A 19,315-nucleotide genomic window follows, 5' to 3' on the forward strand; every position below is an offset into this window, starting at 1 on the left:
CTTATTACTGTTGTCAGACATATTCGATATGTGGCTCAGTTTCAGTAGAGCTTTCGATAGAACCGATCACCCAATTGTTGATGCCAGCATCTGTAAAGTGTTGCTGGATACTTGCAGCATCGTCTTTATCAACCACTGCTACCATGCCAATACCACAGTTAAAGGTACGTAGCATTTCCTGCTCTTCGATATTGCCTTGTTCTTGTAACCAATCAAATACCGCTGGTTTTTCCCAACTGTTTAAGTCAATAACGCCTTTGCTGTTTTCAGCCATCACGCGCGGAATGTTCTCAGTAAGACCACCGCCGGTAATATGCGCTAATGCATTGATTTTGTGTTTTTTCAGTGCTTCGAGCAATGGTTTAACGTATATTTTGGTAGGTGCTATTAAAGCTTCGCCAAGAGTTCCGCCATCAAACTCATCAGACAGCGATGCTCCACTGACTTCTAACACTTTACGAATTAGCGAGTAACCGTTTGAATGTGGGCCTGTAGAAGCAAGTCCAATCAAAACATTACCATTCTCGATATTTGCAGGATCAAGAATTTCTTCTTTCTCAACGACACCGACGCTGAAACCAGCGAGGTCGAAATCACCTTCGGCATACATGCCTGGCATTTCAGCCGTTTCACCACCGATTAGAGCAGCACCAGATTGAACGCAACCCTCTGCGATACCCTTGATAACATCTTCAGCGATATCGTTATCTAATTTTGCGGTGGCATAGTAATCGAGGAAAAAGAGTGGCTCAGCGCCAGTCACTATAATGTCATTCACACACATCGCTACTAAATCAATGCCTATGGTGTCATAAATACCTGCTTCGATAGCCAGCTTTAACTTAGTGCCAACACCATCAGTGCCAGATACAAGAATAGGTTCTTTATAACCGGTAGGTAATGACATCAGTCCACCAAAACCACCAAGACCACCCATAACTTCGGGGCGCGTAGTGCGTTTTGTGTGTGGTTTAATGCGGTCAATCAGGGCGTTACCAGTATCAATATCGACACCAGAATCACGATAGGTTAAGGGCGTTTTAGAATCAGGCATAATCAGTGCGGAGGGGGTATTTGAAAAAAGGGAATTCTAACACGAAACTAGTCCAGTTTTGCTGGATTAATTCAATAGTATTTAGAAAGTAATGTGAAGAAATATGTGATTATCTGGAGAATGACAGAGAATCTGAAGTGAATAAGTAAATGTGAATGAAAAAAAATGGCTGGCTAGCTAGATCGTCTTAAGGAGGAGGAAATCTTATCTAGTAACCAGCCAACACAATCACCAAAAGAGACATGTTTGGTAGGCATATAATAGCCAATACACGAAACAGGCTTTTGACTTAAGTCATACTTTTAAAAATTTAAAAGAAAAAACAGATAGACGTACTGATTTGAAACGGTTGGTTTCACAGAGCATAGCCATGATATTTTTTGGAATTAAATATATCGATAAAGTAGGGGGGTGACCATTTTTATAAAAACACAATTTGTGTGTGTTGGTGAATTGTGGGTAAAATTCCTGAACACCAAAGATGATTTCACAGTCATTTCTAAACAATTAATTGATAATAAACAATTACAAAAGCGAGAGAACTAAAGAGATTATGAAAAAAGTAAAATTAGGCAGTAGTGATTTACAGGTCTCCGAGGTTTGTCTCGGGTCGATGACATGGGGAAGTCAAAATACAGAAGCGGAAGCTTTTGAGCAGATTGATTATGCGCTAGATAGAGGTATTAACTTTATCGACACGGCAGAGGTTTATGCCGTGCCACCAAAAGCCGAAACACAAGGGTTGACCGAGACTTATATCGGTAATTGGCTGGCTGATAACAAAGATAAACGAGAAGATATTGTGCTCGCCTCTAAAGTTTGTGGTCCTGGAATTTCGTGGATTCGTGATGGCGGAAAGATCACAGGTAAAGGGCTAAAAGAAGCATTAGATGGTTCGCTAAAACGTCTACAAACCGATTACATCGACCTTTATCAATTGCATTGGCCGAATCGTCCGTTCCCGCATTTTAATCGCCACTGGCCGCAAGATGTTAATTACGCAGAGATCGATGTAGCCCAAGAGCGTGAAGAACACCTGGAAATTCTAACGGCTTTAGGTGATTGCGTAAAAGCAGGAAAAATTCGTCATTGTGGTTTATCTGATGATACGCCTTGGGGAGTGAATGAATATTTGCGTCTAGCTGAAAAGCACGATTTACCAAAAATGGTATCCATCCAGAATGAATTCAACGTACTGCATTTAATGGACTCACCGCATTTAATTGAAACCTGTGTGTTGAATGATGTGGCTTATCTTCCCTGGTCACCGTTGGCTGGTGGTGCATTATCGGGTAAATACCGCAATGGTGCATTACCGCCAAATTGTCGCTGGACCATCGAACAGCGAAATGGCATTTTCCGTGATACCAGTCAGTCACACGCAGCTATTGAAGCCTTGTACAACATCGCAAGCAGCCATAATCTTTCATTGACACAAATGTCGTTGGCATGGGTGTATCAGTTTAATGGTGTGACTTCTTCTATTATTGGCGCAACGTCAATGGAGCAACTAAAGGAAGATATTGATGCGTATGACTTGACGCTTTCTGAAGACGTATTGTCGGAGATTGATGGTGTAATTAAGCAATTCCCAGTGCCTTTTTAGATTACCTGTTAATTTCTGTTTTTTTAGTCACCCCCCTACTTATAGGCACTTTTTTCAAATTGTTTATAAGTAGGGATTAATTTAAACAATATTGTAAATACAAATAGATAAATGAGGTAAGACTTTTTATTTGTAATTACGTACAGCATCAATTTATGTCACCTCTGATTATTCCACCGCTACATGTTTCTAGTCTATTTACCATCACTATGGGTAGTTGTTTGGATAATATTTAGCACAAAAGTTGACCACTATAAATTACTTTATTCTAACAATTCGATAAATATGGAAATATAGAATTAGTGAATCACACTTTTTACGCCTTATCTTTATTCTATAAATTATTATAATCAAAAGAATTAATTACATTTTTGTGAGCCCAGTTCTTCATCAAATTAATTATTCTGTTATTTGAAGATGTAAATGTCATATTTATAAAAATAAATTCAAAAAATGTGACAAATTCACGTTTTTTTAAAATTCTTCATGCTAAATTGAAAATTGTCTTATAAAAGTCGAAGGAATGCTCACTTTTTCATAAATTCACTATGAACCTTTTGTATGGCACTTGTTACTTATATCAAGACTAAATTTTAAGCACAGACAAAAAAACAATTTAATAAAAAACTATAATATATTTTGATGTTGCGCTAAAATATTGTAAATAATAACAATTTGATCAGTGTGGCTGGGGAATAAAGGAAAATAAATGGTTGAGTGGGTTGCCGTTAAAACTTCAAGAATTAACAGAATTGGTTACAACAGAGAAGTTAAAACGATGTTTATAGATTTTCAGGGAAGTGAGATTGATACACCCTACGTGAATGTACCTGAAAGTGTTTTTAAATCTTTTTCTAAGTCAGATACGATCAATAAATACTTCAACGAATACATCGATGGAAAATTCAAAGTCGAGCATGTTGGCGATTCTTACAAAGATTAGTTCTGTGTTATTTCTGTATCTGTAAAATGCTTATAAATATTCAAAAATAAGCATTTTTGTTCGTTTTTATTTCTTCGATTGGCTTTCATTTATTTTTATTCACTTTAGTTATTTTCAATCACAATCAAAAAAACATACCGAATTTACATATATTATTTACACATTGTATTTCAGATAGTTTTGTTCTAAATATTTTCAATAATTAATTCTTAGTCGTAGTCAGTTTTGTGTTTTATCAATGACGACTTCATATAACTGCCCCAATATCACACGTTAGATGTCAATAAATCCGCGTAGGGTATAAATCATGGATAAATTACAAAATAACCGTTTAGAAAACTTTCCGGTTTCTTTTTTCTCTGTCGTAATGGGTCTTTGTGGCTTAACCATTGCATGGGAGAAAGCGCAACATGTATACAATCTTCAAATGGGTCTCACTCCTGTTTTAGTGGGTATTGCCACAGCGGTATTTGCCTTGCTGTTAATTCTTTATGTAACGAAAATAATCAAATACGCTTCAAATGTTAAAAAAGAACTCAAGCATCCCGTTAAACTAAGTTTCTTTCCCAGTATTTCGATCAGCTTTATCCTGCTTTCAATAACGTATTTGAGTATTAATGAAGCGATCTCACGTTCCTTATGGATTATAGGGGTCATATTACATTTGGGATTTACCCTTTATATAATTAGCTCCTGGATGCATCACGAGCACTTCAAAGTGAATCATATAAATCCAGCGTGGTTTATTCCGGCGGTAGGTAATGTGTTAGTGCCGATATCTGGCGTGACACTTGGTTACATTGATGTGTCATGGTTTTTCTTTAGCGTTGGAATGTTGTTCTGGATTGTGTTGATGACGATTTTCTTTAACCGCATTCTGTTCCATGACCCAATGGATAAGCATTTACTTCCCACGCTTTTTATATTGATAGCTCCACCTGCGGTGGGTTTTCTAGCGTATATGAAACTCAATGGCAGTATGGATAACTTTGCTCACTTCCTTTATTTTGCAGGCTTGTTTCTAACATTAATGTTATTGTCGCAAGCTAATCGATTTATCCGTTTACCGTTTTTTCTTTCATGGTGGGCATACTCTTTTCCATTAGCAGCAATCACAATCAGCAGCTTTGTTATGTATGAGAATACTGACAAAGATAGCTATCTTTGGATAGCGAGTGGATTACTGGTATTAGTGACTATTATCGTTGGAATAATAATTGTCGCAACGCTAAAAGCGATCCGTAAAAAAGGTATTTGTGTCGGTGAATAATCACGAGTAACACGGCTTTCAAAACAACTTTCAAAGTTTACAGTTATAGATTGGCTTCAGTATCATTTGACGAAATACTGAAGCCTGTTTTGTTTGCCTCAAAATACGATTTCAGAGAGTCGTTGATTAACTCTATCCAGCATTTCTTGATGCTGAAGAATGCCAACATGATCAACATCAAACCCATACACTTCTTCGGCGTGAGTTTGCACAACGGGCAATAACTCACTGCTGAGTGTCACCGTACCATCGTTATTTTCACTGTTGATTAAGCTCAAGTTACCTTTATAACTAAAGAGTAAATGATGTCTGACAGGTGTTTTTGCTATCTGTTGTTGCAAGCCTTTTAAGTAAGGGCTTCCGGGGGCAATGTCAAACCATACCGGGATCACTACAGGCGCGCCTTCAATGCCCCATGTGGCTGCTTTATGACCATTCCAGGGTGTTGAAATAGAAATAAACAGAGGGATATCAACCTCTCTTTTTTGGGATAATTGGCGTTCGATAATACTACGAGACAGCAAACCACCCATACTATGTGCAATAACCACGTATTGATCAAAATGGTATTTTGAACGTAGCTTGTTAATCTCTCCTGAAGAGTGAGAGGCGATTAAATCCAGACGTAAACCAGAAGGGTATTGCAGCACCCACGGTTGAAACTTGTTAGTGTCTATACTGGCTATTAGTGATTTTAGGTCAGCACCAGAACCACCAATGCCATGAAAGAATATAATTGGAATTTTTTTAGGATCGTATTCCTGTAGGAAAAATATCCCGTATTTTTGTTGTTTCACAAATTCTAGCGGATGCCATAAACCTAATTGACCAACGGAATGAGAAAGTGATGGGTCAGTTATTTTCAGAACCCTACCCAGTGTCTGATCATTTTTTAGCGTTATTAGCTGTAGATAGTTAGCATCATAAATAGAAGGCATATCGATGTTAACTTCTGCAGGTGGTTTTAATGTGATTTGTATCGGAGGTATCTGTTTGCCGCTAATCATTTTCAAGGCAGACGGTTTACCATACCAGCCCGCCGATTCATTTTTCTGTAAAATGAAGTCCTGATTTATATCTGCAAAAGCAGCGATATAATAACTATCTTCTTCAGTCAAAAATTCAAAAGCAGAATTTCCATATACGACTGTAGATTGTAAAAGGGTATATTTGTTTTTATTGCCTTGCTCTTTTACTCTCTCTTTTTCTTTCCCTTTTTCTTTCCCTTTTTTAAATAAACCTATAACAATTGGCGTATCAGGGTTTTTAGCGTTTTGGATTTTCCCTGAAATGGTTACAGCGCTGTCAATTTCCTTGATTTCCTGATCTGTTTTAATCAGGGAACAACCAGATTGGAGTGTTAATAGCATTAACAAAAATAGGCTTTGAGCGTTTCTAAATTTCATGAAATGAAAGTATCATGAATTGACGCATTGAAAGCTGATATCTCTCAATAATACTGAGAATGAAAAACAGCGTTAAAGTAGGGGGGTGTATCAATAGCAATCTCCATTAAACAGACTGCTATTGAAATAAACTTTTATTTATTACCGTTTAAAATTTCTCGATTACTTTGTTCTCTGAACATCGAATCAGACATTCTTACCGTAGGCATGTGCAAACAGTTGTTTAAAACTTTTGGGCCATGCTGGAATAATAATTCTGGCTTAACATTTACATGTGGCATCCCAGCTTGTGCAGCACCCAAAGAGTCCCATTCAACCATCACTAGATATTCAGCCGGAATGGTATAGCCTTCCCATACTTCTGCGGTGCGCTTGAGTTTGCTCCCAGAACTGTTTTTCATATCTTCCATAATAGATTCTACAGTCGCATGACCACTGCCTAATGTTGATATGCCAATACGCTTAAGTATTTGATAACCAACCATACCGCTAGTTGCTTTCAACCCTTCCATGGTGGCAATTTCACCTTCTTCAAATTCTGCTTCAGCACCGGGCTTAATCTTATGCGTCGCCATTACTGTAACTGAGTTACCCGAATCAACCGCGTAACCATCTGCTTTGCCTTCTGCACTTTTTCGCAACCACTGGGTCATTGAAATTAATGAAGGTAGATCACTTTTCACCACGCGATAAACAGGCTCTTCAGGCCCCTCAAGCAATACATCACCGCATCGTGCGCAGGTATCAACGACTACATCTTCAAACGTTTCGTGGAAGTCTTCATGAGCTTCCCAGGAATCCCAGTAAGTGATTTGATCAATCCAGATATGAGAAAGCTCATCGCTCATGTCTGAACTAGCTCCCCAGCGCATACCCATCGGACAACTACCCACTTGTTTCATTAAATCAAAGCCACTGAAACCTGGTGTCAACGATGTAGCCAAGCACATTTTTGCGCTCGCCTGTTTCATCATGCGCATAAGATTGGGATCGTTTTTCACCAGTACTTTATTAATCGCAACATAAAGTGGTGATTTTGGTTCGGCATCAAAAAGTTGTTTAACGTCCATTAGAGTGTCCTTATATAAATGAATTAATGATTTTAATATTACAAAAATCTATACATTTAATGTAGAAACCTTAAAAAAGCATGGTGTTCATTCGTTTCTACACCTAAAAAACTACTTAAAAGTAGGGGGGTGACTTAAAAAAAGTATCTATTTCAAATATCGAGATATCAAAACACGATCACCTTCGATGCCCAACTCTTTAATGGGAATTCGAACTGTATGTCCACTGCCTGGTGCGATATCAATAGTTTCACCTTTGAGTGTTTCCATGTGATCCAGAGTAACTTCAATATTCTTACCATTTGGCATCACAAATTCTAAGCGGTCATTAATGCCAAAGCGGTTTTTTACTTCCACATCCATAAAGCCATTTTCGTGATCGACCTGAATCGCTTCACCGACAAATTGTGCGCGATTACTTTGAGACGCATTAGCCATGTAGCTTTGGTACTCATGTGTATGATGACGCTGGTAGAAACCATCGGTATAGCCACGGTTGGATAAGTTTTCTAAAGTGCCGAGTAACTCTGTGTCAAATTCTCGTCCTGCGACCGCATCATCAATTGCTTTACGATAGGTTTGTGCAGTGCGCGCGGCGTAATAATGAGACTTGGTACGACCTTCGATTTTCAAACAATCGACGCCAATTTCGCACAAGCGCTGAACGTGTTCTACCGCACGCAAGTCTTTGGAATTCATGATATAGGTGCCGTGCTCGTCTTCCATAATCGGCAACAGTTCACCGGGTCGTTCTTTCTCTTCAAGGAAGTAAACATCATCAGCCAGTGGGTGACGTTGTTGATCGCCTATACCGGGATTATTCAGAATATCTTCTGAGAGGATTACAGGCTTAGCCAAATCAGTATTTACATCTTCAGGGCTGAAAATACCTTCCTCCGTTTCAACAGCGGGTTTGGTATCGTATTTCCAGCGACAGGAGTTGGTGCAGGTTCCCTGATTCGGGTCGCGATGGTTGAAGTAGCCCGATAGTAAACAGCGCCCCGAATACGCAATACACAATGCGCCATGCACAAACACTTCCAATTCCATATCAGGACATTCCTGACGGATTTCTGCGATTTCATCCAGTGATAATTCACGCGATAAAATCACACGCTCAACACCCATGGTTTTCCAGAATTTAACCGTGGCGTAATTGACGGTATTCGCCTGCACCGATAAATGAATGGGCATATCTGGCCACGCTTCACGTGCCATCATAATCAAACCAGGATCCGCCATAATAAACGCATCGGGCTTCATCTTGGCAACTGGGTCTAAGTCTTTTATAAAGGTTTTGATTTTGCTGTTATGCGGAGATGAATTTACCGTTAGATAAAACTTCTTATCCAGTGCGTGCGCTTCGTTGATTCCCTGAGCGAGTTTTTCATTTAAGAATTCATTATTGCGAACGCGAAGACTGTAACGCGGTTGCCCCGCATAGATCGCATCAGCGCCATACGCAAAGGCATAGTGCATGCTTTTCAAGGTGCCCGCAGGTGCGAGTAATTCTGGTTTTTTCATGGGGTTCGAGCAGCTTATAAAAGGCAGGAGTCTAACATGAAATATCTACGAGACAGTTCACATGATGAGTCTGTGGTGACATAAATCAAGTTTAAAAAGAGTAAAGAAGTTGAAACTCTATTTATGTTGATTCTAAGAAATTGTGCTATGCATAAAAACCGCCTAAAAGTAGGGGGGTGGTTAACCTCCCTACTGTAGTTTCTTCATTAGCATTAACGACCGAGATAAGCGTCTACCTGTGACTGAGGCAATACCTGAGCCACATAACTCCCTTCTCCGGTTCGTTTTTCGATGTTTTTAACATACCCGGCAAGATGACTATCAGAACCATCCAGTAGTGAGTTATACAACTGTGTAATATCTTCATTATCGGTATAAATTTTACCGCATTCAGTCACATCATTGATGCCGTTATCCGCTTCGACAATTACTTTAGGGCATTGATTAATATCCATCATATCCAGCTCTTCGATAAAGGCACCTACATAAAGCGCTTCGAGTTCGCTAATAGAGCCTCTTGTGACGAGTTGATCAAACTTTTCAGTGAAATACCAACCGTATTCTGCTCCCGTATATGCACCAACATTATCATTGGTATTAGGGTCTTCCAGACCATACTTTTCGATCATCTCTTTAACCGCAGTCGTATGCTGTTGTTCGGAATCATCTATATTGCCGAAAATGGGCGAGTCAGGGTACATCTCTCCTAATTTTAGATAGACGTCACGCGCTAGCTTTTCTTCCTCACGCATAAACATCAAATGTGTCTGTTCATTAGCATCTAGCTGATTGTCATCAATGATCTGAGTGTCGGTTTGATCACTGACCACCGCAGTAGTTGTATCGGTAGGAGTGACTTCATGTTCAAGTACCACATTACTGTTCTGGTCTTCAGTGCTGCTAGAAGATGCCCCATTACAGCCAATTAAAGCTGTACTCATACCGGTAATCATCACAAGTCCGGTAAATCCATTGAGTAATATTTTGTTTGAGATTTTCATATTATTCACCATTGTTAACATTATTTTCTACTGATAAGTCGTTTGAAAAAGGATTCTCTAAATATCAGTTGTTTTTTTTGTAGCCCTGTAAATCTGACCATTAAAGTCTATGCCTGACGCATCTATTAGCCATTGATATTGCGCAAATATAATGAGCAAGTAGATGAACGGTAAGGTTATTTTTAGTAAATTTGATTTAAGTCTAGATATAGAAAAAGAATTCTGGAATCAGATGTATTTGAGTGATAAAAAACGGCTTGAAAGTAGGGGGGTGACTTTTATTGATCCTCAAATACGAAAAAGGCCAGCATAAACTGGCCTCTCACTTTAGATCAAACACTTCAAGTTTAAGCTTGCTCAGTCTTCTCTCTAGGTAAAACGATATTTAATATAATCGCCAATACTGCAGAAAGTCCAATCCCTTTCAACGTAAATTCACCTAGACCAAATTGCATGCCGCCCAGTCCGAATACCAAAACCAGCGCGATGATAATCATATTGCGTGATTGAGATAAATCTAAACGTGCGCGTACTAAGGTATTCATGCCAACTGCAGCGATAGCACCAAACATAAGCGTCATAATGCCGCCCATTACAGGTGTTGGAATGGTTGCCAACAATGCACCCGTTTTACCAGAGAACGATAAGAAGATTGCGAATACCGCTGCCCACGTCATAATCACTGGGTTAAATGATTTTGTTAGCGCAACTGCACCTGTTACTTCTGAGTAGGTTGTATTTGGTGGACCTCCAAATAATGCTGCGGTTGATGTCGCTAAACCATCACCTAGTAACGTACGATGTAAGCCAGGCTTTTTCATAAAGTCTTTGCCAGTGACACCACTGATTGCAGAAATATCGCCGATATGTTCAATCGCAGGAGCAATTGCAATCGGTAAGATAAACAGAATCGCTTCAAGATTGAATTCAGGCGTTGTAAATTTAGGTAGTGCAAACCACGCTGCATTTGCTACACCGTCAAAATTAACCAAACCATAAAACATCGAAATGATATAACCGACAACGATTCCCATTAAAATAGGGATCAGTTTGAATAGGCCTTTGGCGAAAACGGTGGTTAGCATTGTCGCTAATAAGGTCACCATGGAGATAATTAAAGCAGTATTGTGCGCCACTAAAACGGCAGAACCATCGCCTGTTTTACCCAGCGCCATATTAATGCCCACTGGCGCTAATGTTAGACCAATTACGATAATCACAGGGCCTACTACAATCGGTGGTAAGTAACGGTCAACAATGCCACGACCTCGCCACTTAATCATTGCACTTAAAACCATATACAGCATACCGGCCGCAAATAAGCCTGACATGGTTGCAGGTATTCCCCAGGTTTGAACGCCGTAAATAATGGGTGCGATAAAGGCAAATGAAGATGCTAGAAAGATAGGTACTTGACGTTTGGTGACTACCTGAAAAACCAGCGTACCAATACCCGCTGTAAACAAGGCTACATTTGGATCTAAACCAGTTAAAATAGGGACTAAAACTAACGCACCAAACGCTACAAATAACATTTGTGCGCCGAGGATGGCGGTGTGAAGCATCGATTGTTTTTCTAAATCTGTGCTTTGTTGCATATCTATTATTCTCCTGAAGATTTATGCAGTCGGCTTTTCCTTCCAACTTTTTTATGTAAGTTTTACTTAGTCCCAAACAATTTGTCGCCCGCATCACCCAGACCCGGAATGATGTAACCATTTTCGTTTAAGTGGTCATCTACTGCTGCAACAAATATATCGACATCAGGATGTTGTTCTTGAACGGATTCGATACCTTCTGGAGACGCAACCAGGAAGAGGCCCATAATGTGAGTACAGCCTGATTTTTTAACCATATCAACAGCAGCATTAAATGAACCACCGGTGGCAAGCATTGGATCAACAATAAGAGAAATGCGGTCTTCAATTTTAGGTGCCATTTTTTCAAAATAAGTCACAGGCTCCAAAGTTTCTTCATCGCGATATAACCCGACTACGCTGATACGCGCATTGGGTAATAATTCGATTACACCATCTAACATGCCGAGTCCTGCGCGCAAGATTGGTACGATGGTAATTTTCTTACCTTTGATTTGCTGGATCTCAACTTCACCGTCCCAACATTCGATTGTGGTCGGTTCTAGTTCTAAATTAGCGGTCGCTTCATAGGTCAGTAACATACTGATTTCGCTTGAAAGCTCGCGAAATGATTTGGTGCTAATGTCTACAGCTCTAAGTAGACCAAGTTTATGTTGGATTAAAGGATGGGTGGCAACATGAACTGTCATAGAAGTTCCTCGTAAACTTTAAAAAGGGGGGGGGGTATTTGTTTATTTAATGTTTATAGACGTTTTCATTGAAATAATAAACCGTTGAATTAGATTTATTTTAATTAATTGAAAAAGTGCCTGAAAGGTGGGGGGTGACTTTCTATTATTTCTGTCGATAATAATTGTTATTATTTGGGCTTTTTAGCTAGTTGAGACTGAAAAAATATCTCAAATCTATCTCTCAGTAATAAATAACTCAGTGATGAATAACTTCCACTACCACATCAACAACTCCCACTCTTGGGTTTGCAATAGCTGCAAAAGCTGATTTTGAAAGATCGATAATCCGTCCTTTCACAAATGGACCACGGTCGTTAACTCTAACAATGACTGTTTTCCCATTGTTTACGTTAGTGACTCTAACCCACGTACCAAAGGGTAACTTTTTATGTGCGGCGGTTTTTGCTCTTTGATTGAAGCGTTCGCCGTTGGCTGTTTTCCTGCCATGATATTTATCCGCATAATACGAGGCTTTACCTTTGGCGTGATAGCTAACAGAGGGATGTGATGGAGAAGACGCATTAGTTGCGGCGTATCTACCTGATTGCGTAGATTGCTGGGAGCATGCGCTAACAGTAATAACCACGAACAGAATGAGTAAACTTTTAAGAGATAATGACATGCGTGAATTGTACTCTGTAAGGTAAATTAGACCAATGCAGTAGCTTGCTCTGTTTTTTCTTCAATAGGTGAATGTGATGCTAGTTGTTTTTGATGGGCTGCTATTGCGGCATAAATCTCATCTTCGGTTTGCAAACGCTTAACCGCATGGAATAACTCAGCGGCTCCAATGTATTGTCTTTTTAAAAATACTAACCATTGCTTGGTTCGGTTTGCGATGAACTTAGGGTGTTGGTTTTTAGTCGATGCTTGCAAATACATTAACATCATTTCCAATACTTCAGTCCAGGTCATTAATTGATGAGACAAGCCATCAATCTCGGCTTTTATACTCAACGCCAGGTCGGGGCGAGTCAGCGCACTGCGACCTAGCATAATATCTTCGCAGCCACTTTCTTCACGTGCTTTTTTTGCATCATCAATGGTCCAAATTTCACCATTAATGATTACCGGTATTGGGCTCATCGCAGCAACGTCTTTAACCGCCGACCAATAAGCCGGTGGGACATAACGATCCTGACGGGTACGCGCATGAATGCACAGTTCGTTAGCGCCGGCTTTGATGATATTTTCAGAAATGGTATGCAGTGAATCATGATCACTAAAACCTAAACGGATTTTAGCGGTAACCGGTATTTTAGGATCAACCGCATCACGCACCGCGGCCACAATATGATAGATACGATCAGGCTCGCGCAAGAGTGCTGAACCGCCGTCGCGTTTATTCACGGTTTTAGAAGGGCAACCAAAGTTGATATCGATCCCGAGTGGATCAAGATTCTGAGCACGAACTGCATTGCGCGCCATCGCATCAGGATCACCACCGAGTAATTGTAAATAGACGGGAGTGCCGGCTGGTGTTTTTCCACCATTTTTCAACTCAGGAGCGCTGCGCAGGAAAAGACTTTCCTTCAGCGTTTGTCGCGTTACCCGAATAAACTCAGTCACACAACGATCATAGCCACCGATACGCGTTAAAACATCGCGTATCTCATGGTCTACCACACCTTCCATTGGGGCTAAAAATGTTCGCATATTTGAATTATTAAGAGAGTCGAAAAAACAGTCGAGGGATTATAGAGCTTACGTAGCTATAAGTCTGTGTTTCTCATGCGAAAAAGGAAGATAGTAGTAACAATGTCGCCACAGAAATACTCAAATGGAAGCGCAAACGCAGATATTGAGAAGATACGCGAGAGCTAAGCATTTTCAGGTCAGCCACATACGCCATCACAATTAAGCCCGCCATTATTGCTAACGCCAGTTTAATCGGCAACAACAATGAAAACCATGCGAATAGCGACGGTAAAACACCATATATCAAAAGCAGGTTTATTTGTTGCTGTGATAATTCAGATTGTCTAGATAGAGCCACTCCCCAACTTACTGCGCCGAGAAAACTTAATATAACTGCGGCATAGATGCCCAGCCATAAAGATAAAGGAATCGCAGGGTTGAAAAACAAGGATTTATCCTGGGCGACAAATACTGATAACACTAAAAAGGGAATGACGCCTGCATAACCCAGGAGCCACATTAATTTTGGAGAACTCAACATTGTAATTGCCTCTTAAAGACTTTTCGAGATAAGGATTATTGTAAAATATAACTTATGTATCTATATTGTACAAATATTGTATAATATATTTCTCGTTAGGATAATTTGATTACAAATGAATAACGATTTGTGAATTATCGTCCATATCTGTAGCAAGATCTGTAACAAGATCAAAAAGGAAATAAGAACCTCATGGCAGATTCAGGTAAAAACAAATCGGCAAGTGTTCCTACACATAGGTTGTCACGCTTTGCCAAATTAGGGTCTTTAGCAACTGGAGTCGCAGGAGGAATGCTGGCTGAGGGTGCCCGACAACTTGCCAAGGGAAATCGTCCTAATACGCGAGATATGTTATTGACGCCAGCTAACGCAAAACGGGTTGCCGATCAATTAGCACAATTGCGTGGTGCTGCGATGAAAGTGGGACAGTTACTATCGATGGATACCGGCGATCTACTCCCTGAAGAACTCACCCAGATTTTATCTCGATTGCGTTCAGATGCGAAGCCGATGCCGTTTAGTCAACTCACCAAAATCCTGCATGATAATTGGGGTGATGGCTGGAATAAGTCTTTTAAACAATTTTCCTTCGACCCGGTTGCAGCCGCTTCAATTGGACAGGTGCACTCTGCCTATACCAAAGATGGCCGTCATCTGGCGTTAAAAATACAGTATCCCGGTGTACGCGAAAGTATTTCCAGCGATGTAGATAACGTTGCTACCTTATTGCGTGTCTCAGGTTTGATTCCTAAAGAGGTTGATTTCAAACCGTTATTAGAAGAAGCAAAAATTCAGTTACAGCTGGAAGCTGATTACGCGCTCGAGGGTAAGTGGATAAAGACGTATACAACATTGCTAGAAAACGAAACAGACTACGAGCTTCCCGAATATCACCCCGATTACAGCACAGAAAATATTCTCGCGATGTCTTTTGTTGGCGGTGATCCGGTTGAAACACTGGGGCAGAAAATTAGTCAGGAACAACGCAATCGTGTTGTTAGTTTACTGATGTCCTTGTTGTTCAAAGAAATATTTGAGTTCAAACTGGTCCAGACAGATCCTAACTTTGCTAACTACCAATACGATATTGAGAGTGAAAAACTCATTCTGCTGGATTTTGGTGCAACACGTGAATACTCAGATAAGATTTCTTCTGCCTATCGCGCCTTAATGCAGGGAGCGATTGAAAAAAACCGTGATGCTATGGAACAGGCAGCCACAGATATTGGTTTTTTTCAGGAGTTTATTCAACAACCACAACGAGAAGCAGTGTTGGATTTATTTGAAACAGCCTGCGAACCGTTAACGTTTAAAGGTGAATACGACTTCGGTACATCTAATCTTGCTAAACGTATTCGTGAGTCAGGCATGGCATTGAGTACGCAACAGGATTACTGGCACACACCACCTGCGGATGCATTATTCTTACATCGCAAACTGGCAGGGCTTTATCTACTTGCGGCTAAGTTAAAAGCGCGCGTGAATATGCACCAATTATTTTTACCTTATATCCATTAAATAAGTATAAATAGTGAAATAGCGAGTAGTCTTCAGTCATTGTGCAAACAACCAAAGTTCAAACAACTAAAGTACAAACAACCAAAGTACAAACAACATTTCAAAGCATTATTGAAAAACAGAAATTCATTTTAGAGGTGCAACACTGCTATGGTAGTTATAACTACAAAAAGTTTACTCTAAATACTCCATTTTACTAACTTAAGGAAATCCACATGTGGTTACGCACTATTTGTGACATGACGTTTAACATCGAAACACCAACAACATTTATTTTAATGCTGAGACAACGCAGTGGTGCAAATCAATGGATAGCCAGAGAAGAATACCGACTCAGTCCTCAAGTACCTGTTTACGAATTCACTGATAGTTATGGGAATCTTTGTCAGCGATTGGTTGCACCGGTAGGCCGATTCGAGATTTATTCTTCATCAGATGTGTTGACCGCTGATTTGGTAGATCAATCACCCGGTGCGCCTTTTGTTGAAATAGAACATCTACCGGATTCTGTACTTAGTTATCTTTTACCCAGTCGCTATTGCGAGTCAGATCGATTTAACGACATGGCCGCTTCTATCACTGAAGGTTATTCGATGGGTTACGATCAAGTAAAAGCCATTGAAACATGGTTACGTAATAACATTAGTTATCTACCGGGAACCAGTGATATAGCTATATCTGCTGTAGAAGTGAATGACAGACAATCAGGTGTTTGCCGTGATCTTTCTCATCTGGGCATAGCACTGTGCAGAAGTCTTAGTATCCCGACACGATTGGTGGTGGGCTATTTATACGAATTAAAACCGATGGATTTACATGCCTGGTTTGAAGCGTATGTCGGCGGTCGCTGGTACACTTTCGATGCGACACAGTCTGAAATCACAGGAGGCTATGTTGCAATTGGTTATGGTCGTGATGCGGCTGACGTAGCAATTTTCAATCAGTTTGGACCTTCGGTGAGCCTAGAAACACAACGTGTTGAAGTGCAGCTGATAGAAGAAGAAAAACTATAACTATAACTGCTTTAAGTATTAGAAATCAGCAATCACAATCTTAAAAAGCACCTAAAAGTAGGGGGGTGACCTGAAATTTTATTGAAGGGCTAGTTAACAATAAAATGGCAGATCACCCAAGACGTGAGGATTATTTAAATCCCCTTCATTTCTAAAACGTTGATATTTTTTTGAATAGGTTGTCTATTAGTGTCTTTAGTAAGTTTTTAGTCTTCAGATGAAACAGAACGCCATAAAACAAATAGACATAAAGATAAAGCCGCTAAGAATGTCACCAGAATAGTCGGTGTTGAAAACATACCTAAATCAGTTGCCCAGCCACCTTGCGGGTGTCGGCTATAAAGCACATTTACTATCATTACCTGCGCGAAAAGAAAGCCGCTTAAAAATAATAGAAATGCATTTGAAGGTTTCTTTGATAATAAAGATATTACTTTGTTTATGAGTTGATTCATTTTTTAGCTCCTTGCGTCTTTTTGTTTGTTATGTGTTCTACTATAAATCAAAAGAATACAAAAAGCGAACATAAATTCTAAATAGTTATTTCCCTGTTGATTAACAATCTACGAGTTTCTTTTTCGTGGTTGTTTGCTGACTAATTAACTGGCCAAATAAATAGTATGGCGACTGCCTTTTCCTTTATGTGCCCTAACAGTTTTAACGTCAACTTTAAAACGGGCTTTCTTCAATTGCTGGGTGAATTTAGGGTCATGCCACGCTGACCATATAGCTAACACACCTTTAGGGCGAAGTGTTTGTTTGATCGCAAGTAAACTATTTAGCGAATACAGATTGTTGTTATCGGCATGTGTAAAACCTTCTGGGCCATTATCGACATCTAATAAAACTGCGTCATAGGTAGGTTCTTTGGCTTTAAATAGCGCTGCGACATCGCCTAATTCAACCACTTTGCGTTTATCATCCAAGGGCCTGCCGGCGCACTCTCCCAATGGGCCTTTATTCCATTCCACAACCTCAGGCACTAATTCTGCAACAACCACTGTCGAACTCATTGTCGTTGCTTTTAGTGCAGCCGCCAGCGTGAAGCCCATGCCCAATCCACCCACTAACACCTTAGTATTCTCAACGCCTTGGATATGTGCACAACCTAATTCGGCTAAAGCTAATTCGGAAGAATGCACACGACTGTTCATCAATTCGCCTCGCAGTCCTTTAAGGTGAATAGAAAAATCATCGCCACGTTGAGTTAAACGCAGCTCGCCACCGTTATTCGGAATAGTGGCAGTGCCTAAGAGTGTTGAGGGGATCATGGATTGAGTGAAATTTTACAAGTGAAGAATGAAACCCGATTATAGAGAGTGCCCCAGATTAAGGAACCTCTTAATATTTAATTTCTGATTCAAAGTATGGGGGTGCCAATTATGCAAAAGCATCATAGTGCTTTTGCATAATCAAGCGATTAAAGAAAACTATATTTGAAGCTATAAATTTACGCAAGACATTAACGCCCTAACATTTTATCCACTTCTGCCTGTGGTAAAACTTGCGCCTGATAACTGCCTTTACCCGTGTATTTTTCGATGTTCTTCACATAACCTGCAAGGTGGCTATCAGAGCCATCTAGCAAGAACCCATATAGTTTCTGCGCATCTGCGTTATCGGTATAAATTTTGCCACACTCACTGACATCGTTAATGCCGTTATCGGCTTCTACAATGACTTTTGGACATTGATTGATATCCTGCATATCCAGCTCTTCAATAAATGCACCAACATACAAAGCTTCAAGCTCACTAATAGAAGCACGCTTTACTAATAGATTATATTTTTCGGTGAAATATTCTCCGTAATCTTTACCGGTATATGCGCCGACATTGTCATTGGTATTCGGGTCTTCAAAACCATACTTTTCGATCATGTCTTTAACGGCCATCGTATGTTTCTGCTCGGAGTCATCAATCTTGCCAAAAATACGTGAGTCAGGGTACATCTCGCCCAGTTTCAAATACACATCACGCGCAAGCTTTTCTTCTTCGCGCATAAACATCAGATGTGCCTGCTCATTCTTATCCAGAGTCATGGTCTTGGTAGTGGCTTGATTGTTTTTAGAAAAGGCTTTTCCGCCGCGTGCCATCGCACTACTAGTGCCAGCAATAATAGCGAGCCCTACAAGACCAGTAAGTAAAGTTTGATTTAAGGTTTTCATTTTTTTTATTTTCCGATTTTACAGAAGATGAATTCTGTTTTGTTATTAGGAGATCTTTTATCTTTATTATTTCTACCTAATCCTTGGCGGAACAACTACATTTTAAGACTCTGGCAACTGGAGATAATTAACAATTATCAAATTTGAAACGCAATATTAGAAGTTTCTTATGAACGGTATGTTTTTTAAAAAATTACCTAACTGCAGGGCGAAAAAAATGAGTCAGGCCTAGGCG

General features: G+C 39.9%; 18 protein-coding genes. 5 read left to right on the forward strand and 13 right to left on the reverse strand.

The window, feature by feature from the left end; all coding sequences use genetic code 11:
* Nucleotides 1-13: 13 nt before the first annotated feature.
* Nucleotides 14-1,054 (reverse strand): phosphoribosylformylglycinamidine cyclo-ligase, encoded by a 1,041-nt coding sequence (gene purM / locus Q1A31_RS03990; RefSeq protein WP_299872698.1) that lies wholly within the window; start codon nucleotides 1,052-1,054, stop codon nucleotides 14-16.
* A 553-nt stretch (nucleotides 1,055-1,607) separates the two neighbouring features.
* Here purM and Q1A31_RS03995 point away from each other — a divergent pair.
* From Q1A31_RS03995 to Q1A31_RS04005, 3 genes are all read left to right on the forward strand, one after another.
* Nucleotides 1,608-2,660: an aldo/keto reductase gene (locus Q1A31_RS03995; protein WP_299872701.1), complete on the forward strand. Its 1,053-nt coding sequence runs from the start codon at nucleotides 1,608-1,610 to the stop codon at nucleotides 2,658-2,660.
* A 709-nt stretch (nucleotides 2,661-3,369) separates the two neighbouring features.
* The gene (locus Q1A31_RS04000) at nucleotides 3,370-3,603 is read left to right on the forward strand and encodes a KTSC domain-containing protein (RefSeq protein ID WP_299872704.1); all 234 of its coding nucleotides are present in this window, start codon (nucleotides 3,370-3,372) and stop codon (nucleotides 3,601-3,603) included.
* Nucleotides 3,604-3,910: 307 nt separating this feature from the next.
* Complete coding sequence (locus tag Q1A31_RS04005) at nucleotides 3,911-4,873, forward strand: SLAC1 anion channel family protein (RefSeq protein ID WP_299872707.1); 963 nt, start codon at nucleotides 3,911-3,913, stop codon at nucleotides 4,871-4,873.
* A 98-nt stretch (nucleotides 4,874-4,971) separates the two neighbouring features.
* On the opposite strand, the gene Q1A31_RS04010 is transcribed toward Q1A31_RS04005, so the two are convergent.
* The 9 genes from Q1A31_RS04010 to Q1A31_RS04050 all read right to left on the reverse strand — a co-directional run bounded on the left by Q1A31_RS04010 (nucleotide 4,972) and on the right by Q1A31_RS04050 (nucleotide 14,382).
* Nucleotides 4,972-6,279: a hypothetical protein gene (locus Q1A31_RS04010; protein WP_299872710.1), complete on the reverse strand. Its 1,308-nt coding sequence runs from the start codon at nucleotides 6,277-6,279 to the stop codon at nucleotides 4,972-4,974.
* Between the two features lie 134 nt (nucleotides 6,280-6,413).
* Entirely contained in the window at nucleotides 6,414-7,349 is a 936-nt protein-coding gene (locus Q1A31_RS04015; RefSeq protein WP_299872713.1) for a sulfur oxygenase reductase family protein, read from the reverse strand.
* 147 nt (nucleotides 7,350-7,496) lie between these two features.
* On the reverse strand, nucleotides 7,497-8,873 hold the full coding sequence (yegQ, locus tag Q1A31_RS04020; protein ID WP_299872715.1) for a tRNA 5-hydroxyuridine modification protein YegQ: 1,377 nt from the start codon (nucleotides 8,871-8,873) through the stop codon (nucleotides 7,497-7,499).
* Nucleotides 8,874-9,085: 212 nt separating this feature from the next.
* Nucleotides 9,086-9,874 carry a DUF2202 domain-containing protein gene (locus Q1A31_RS04025; protein ID WP_299872718.1) on the reverse strand — a complete coding sequence of 263 codons (789 nt, stop codon included), beginning with the start codon at nucleotides 9,872-9,874 and terminating at the stop codon, nucleotides 9,086-9,088.
* A 347-nt stretch (nucleotides 9,875-10,221) separates the two neighbouring features.
* Nucleotides 10,222-11,472: a uracil-xanthine permease family protein gene (locus tag Q1A31_RS04030; protein ID WP_299872721.1), complete on the reverse strand. Its 1,251-nt coding sequence runs from the start codon at nucleotides 11,470-11,472 to the stop codon at nucleotides 10,222-10,224.
* A 62-nt stretch (nucleotides 11,473-11,534) separates the two neighbouring features.
* Entirely contained in the window at nucleotides 11,535-12,161 is a 627-nt protein-coding gene (gene upp, locus Q1A31_RS04035; protein WP_299872723.1) for a uracil phosphoribosyltransferase, read from the reverse strand.
* A 238-nt stretch (nucleotides 12,162-12,399) separates the two neighbouring features.
* On the reverse strand, nucleotides 12,400-12,825 hold the full coding sequence (locus tag Q1A31_RS04040) for a septal ring lytic transglycosylase RlpA family protein (protein WP_299872726.1): 426 nt from the start codon (nucleotides 12,823-12,825) through the stop codon (nucleotides 12,400-12,402).
* A gap of 26 nt (nucleotides 12,826-12,851) precedes the next feature.
* The gene (locus tag Q1A31_RS04045; protein ID WP_299872729.1) at nucleotides 12,852-13,859 is read right to left on the reverse strand and encodes a tRNA-dihydrouridine synthase; all 1,008 of its coding nucleotides are present in this window, start codon (nucleotides 13,857-13,859) and stop codon (nucleotides 12,852-12,854) included.
* A gap of 73 nt (nucleotides 13,860-13,932) precedes the next feature.
* Entirely contained in the window at nucleotides 13,933-14,382 is a 450-nt protein-coding gene (locus Q1A31_RS04050; protein ID WP_299872732.1) for a DUF3429 domain-containing protein, read from the reverse strand.
* Between the two features lie 192 nt (nucleotides 14,383-14,574).
* On the opposite strand from Q1A31_RS04050, the gene Q1A31_RS04055 reads away from it, so the two are divergent.
* Together Q1A31_RS04055 and Q1A31_RS04060 are read left to right on the forward strand one after the other, a co-directional pair.
* The gene (locus Q1A31_RS04055; RefSeq protein ID WP_299872734.1) at nucleotides 14,575-15,900 is read left to right on the forward strand and encodes an AarF/ABC1/UbiB kinase family protein; all 1,326 of its coding nucleotides are present in this window, start codon (nucleotides 14,575-14,577) and stop codon (nucleotides 15,898-15,900) included.
* 215 nt (nucleotides 15,901-16,115) lie between these two features.
* Nucleotides 16,116-16,913 carry a transglutaminase family protein gene (locus Q1A31_RS04060; RefSeq protein ID WP_299872736.1) on the forward strand — a complete coding sequence of 266 codons (798 nt, stop codon included), beginning with the start codon at nucleotides 16,116-16,118 and terminating at the stop codon, nucleotides 16,911-16,913.
* A gap of 206 nt (nucleotides 16,914-17,119) precedes the next feature.
* Here Q1A31_RS04060 and Q1A31_RS04065 read toward each other — a convergent pair whose 3' ends face one another.
* The 3 genes from Q1A31_RS04065 to Q1A31_RS04075 all read right to left on the reverse strand — a co-directional run bounded on the left by Q1A31_RS04065 (nucleotide 17,120) and on the right by Q1A31_RS04075 (nucleotide 19,080).
* Nucleotides 17,120-17,368: a hypothetical protein gene (locus Q1A31_RS04065; protein ID WP_299872739.1), complete on the reverse strand. Its 249-nt coding sequence runs from the start codon at nucleotides 17,366-17,368 to the stop codon at nucleotides 17,120-17,122.
* Nucleotides 17,369-17,512: 144 nt separating this feature from the next.
* A complete protein-coding gene (locus Q1A31_RS04070; protein ID WP_299872742.1) occupies nucleotides 17,513-18,184 on the reverse strand; it encodes a hypothetical protein in 672 nt (223 codons plus the stop codon).
* Between the two features lie 191 nt (nucleotides 18,185-18,375).
* Complete coding sequence (locus tag Q1A31_RS04075; RefSeq protein ID WP_299872745.1) at nucleotides 18,376-19,080, reverse strand: DUF2202 domain-containing protein; 705 nt, start codon at nucleotides 19,078-19,080, stop codon at nucleotides 18,376-18,378.
* Nucleotides 19,081-19,315 lie beyond the last annotated feature (235 nt).

The sequence above is a fragment of the uncultured Cocleimonas sp. genome, assembly GCF_947495625.1.
Classification (GTDB): Bacteria; Pseudomonadota; Gammaproteobacteria; order Thiotrichales; family Thiotrichaceae; genus Cocleimonas.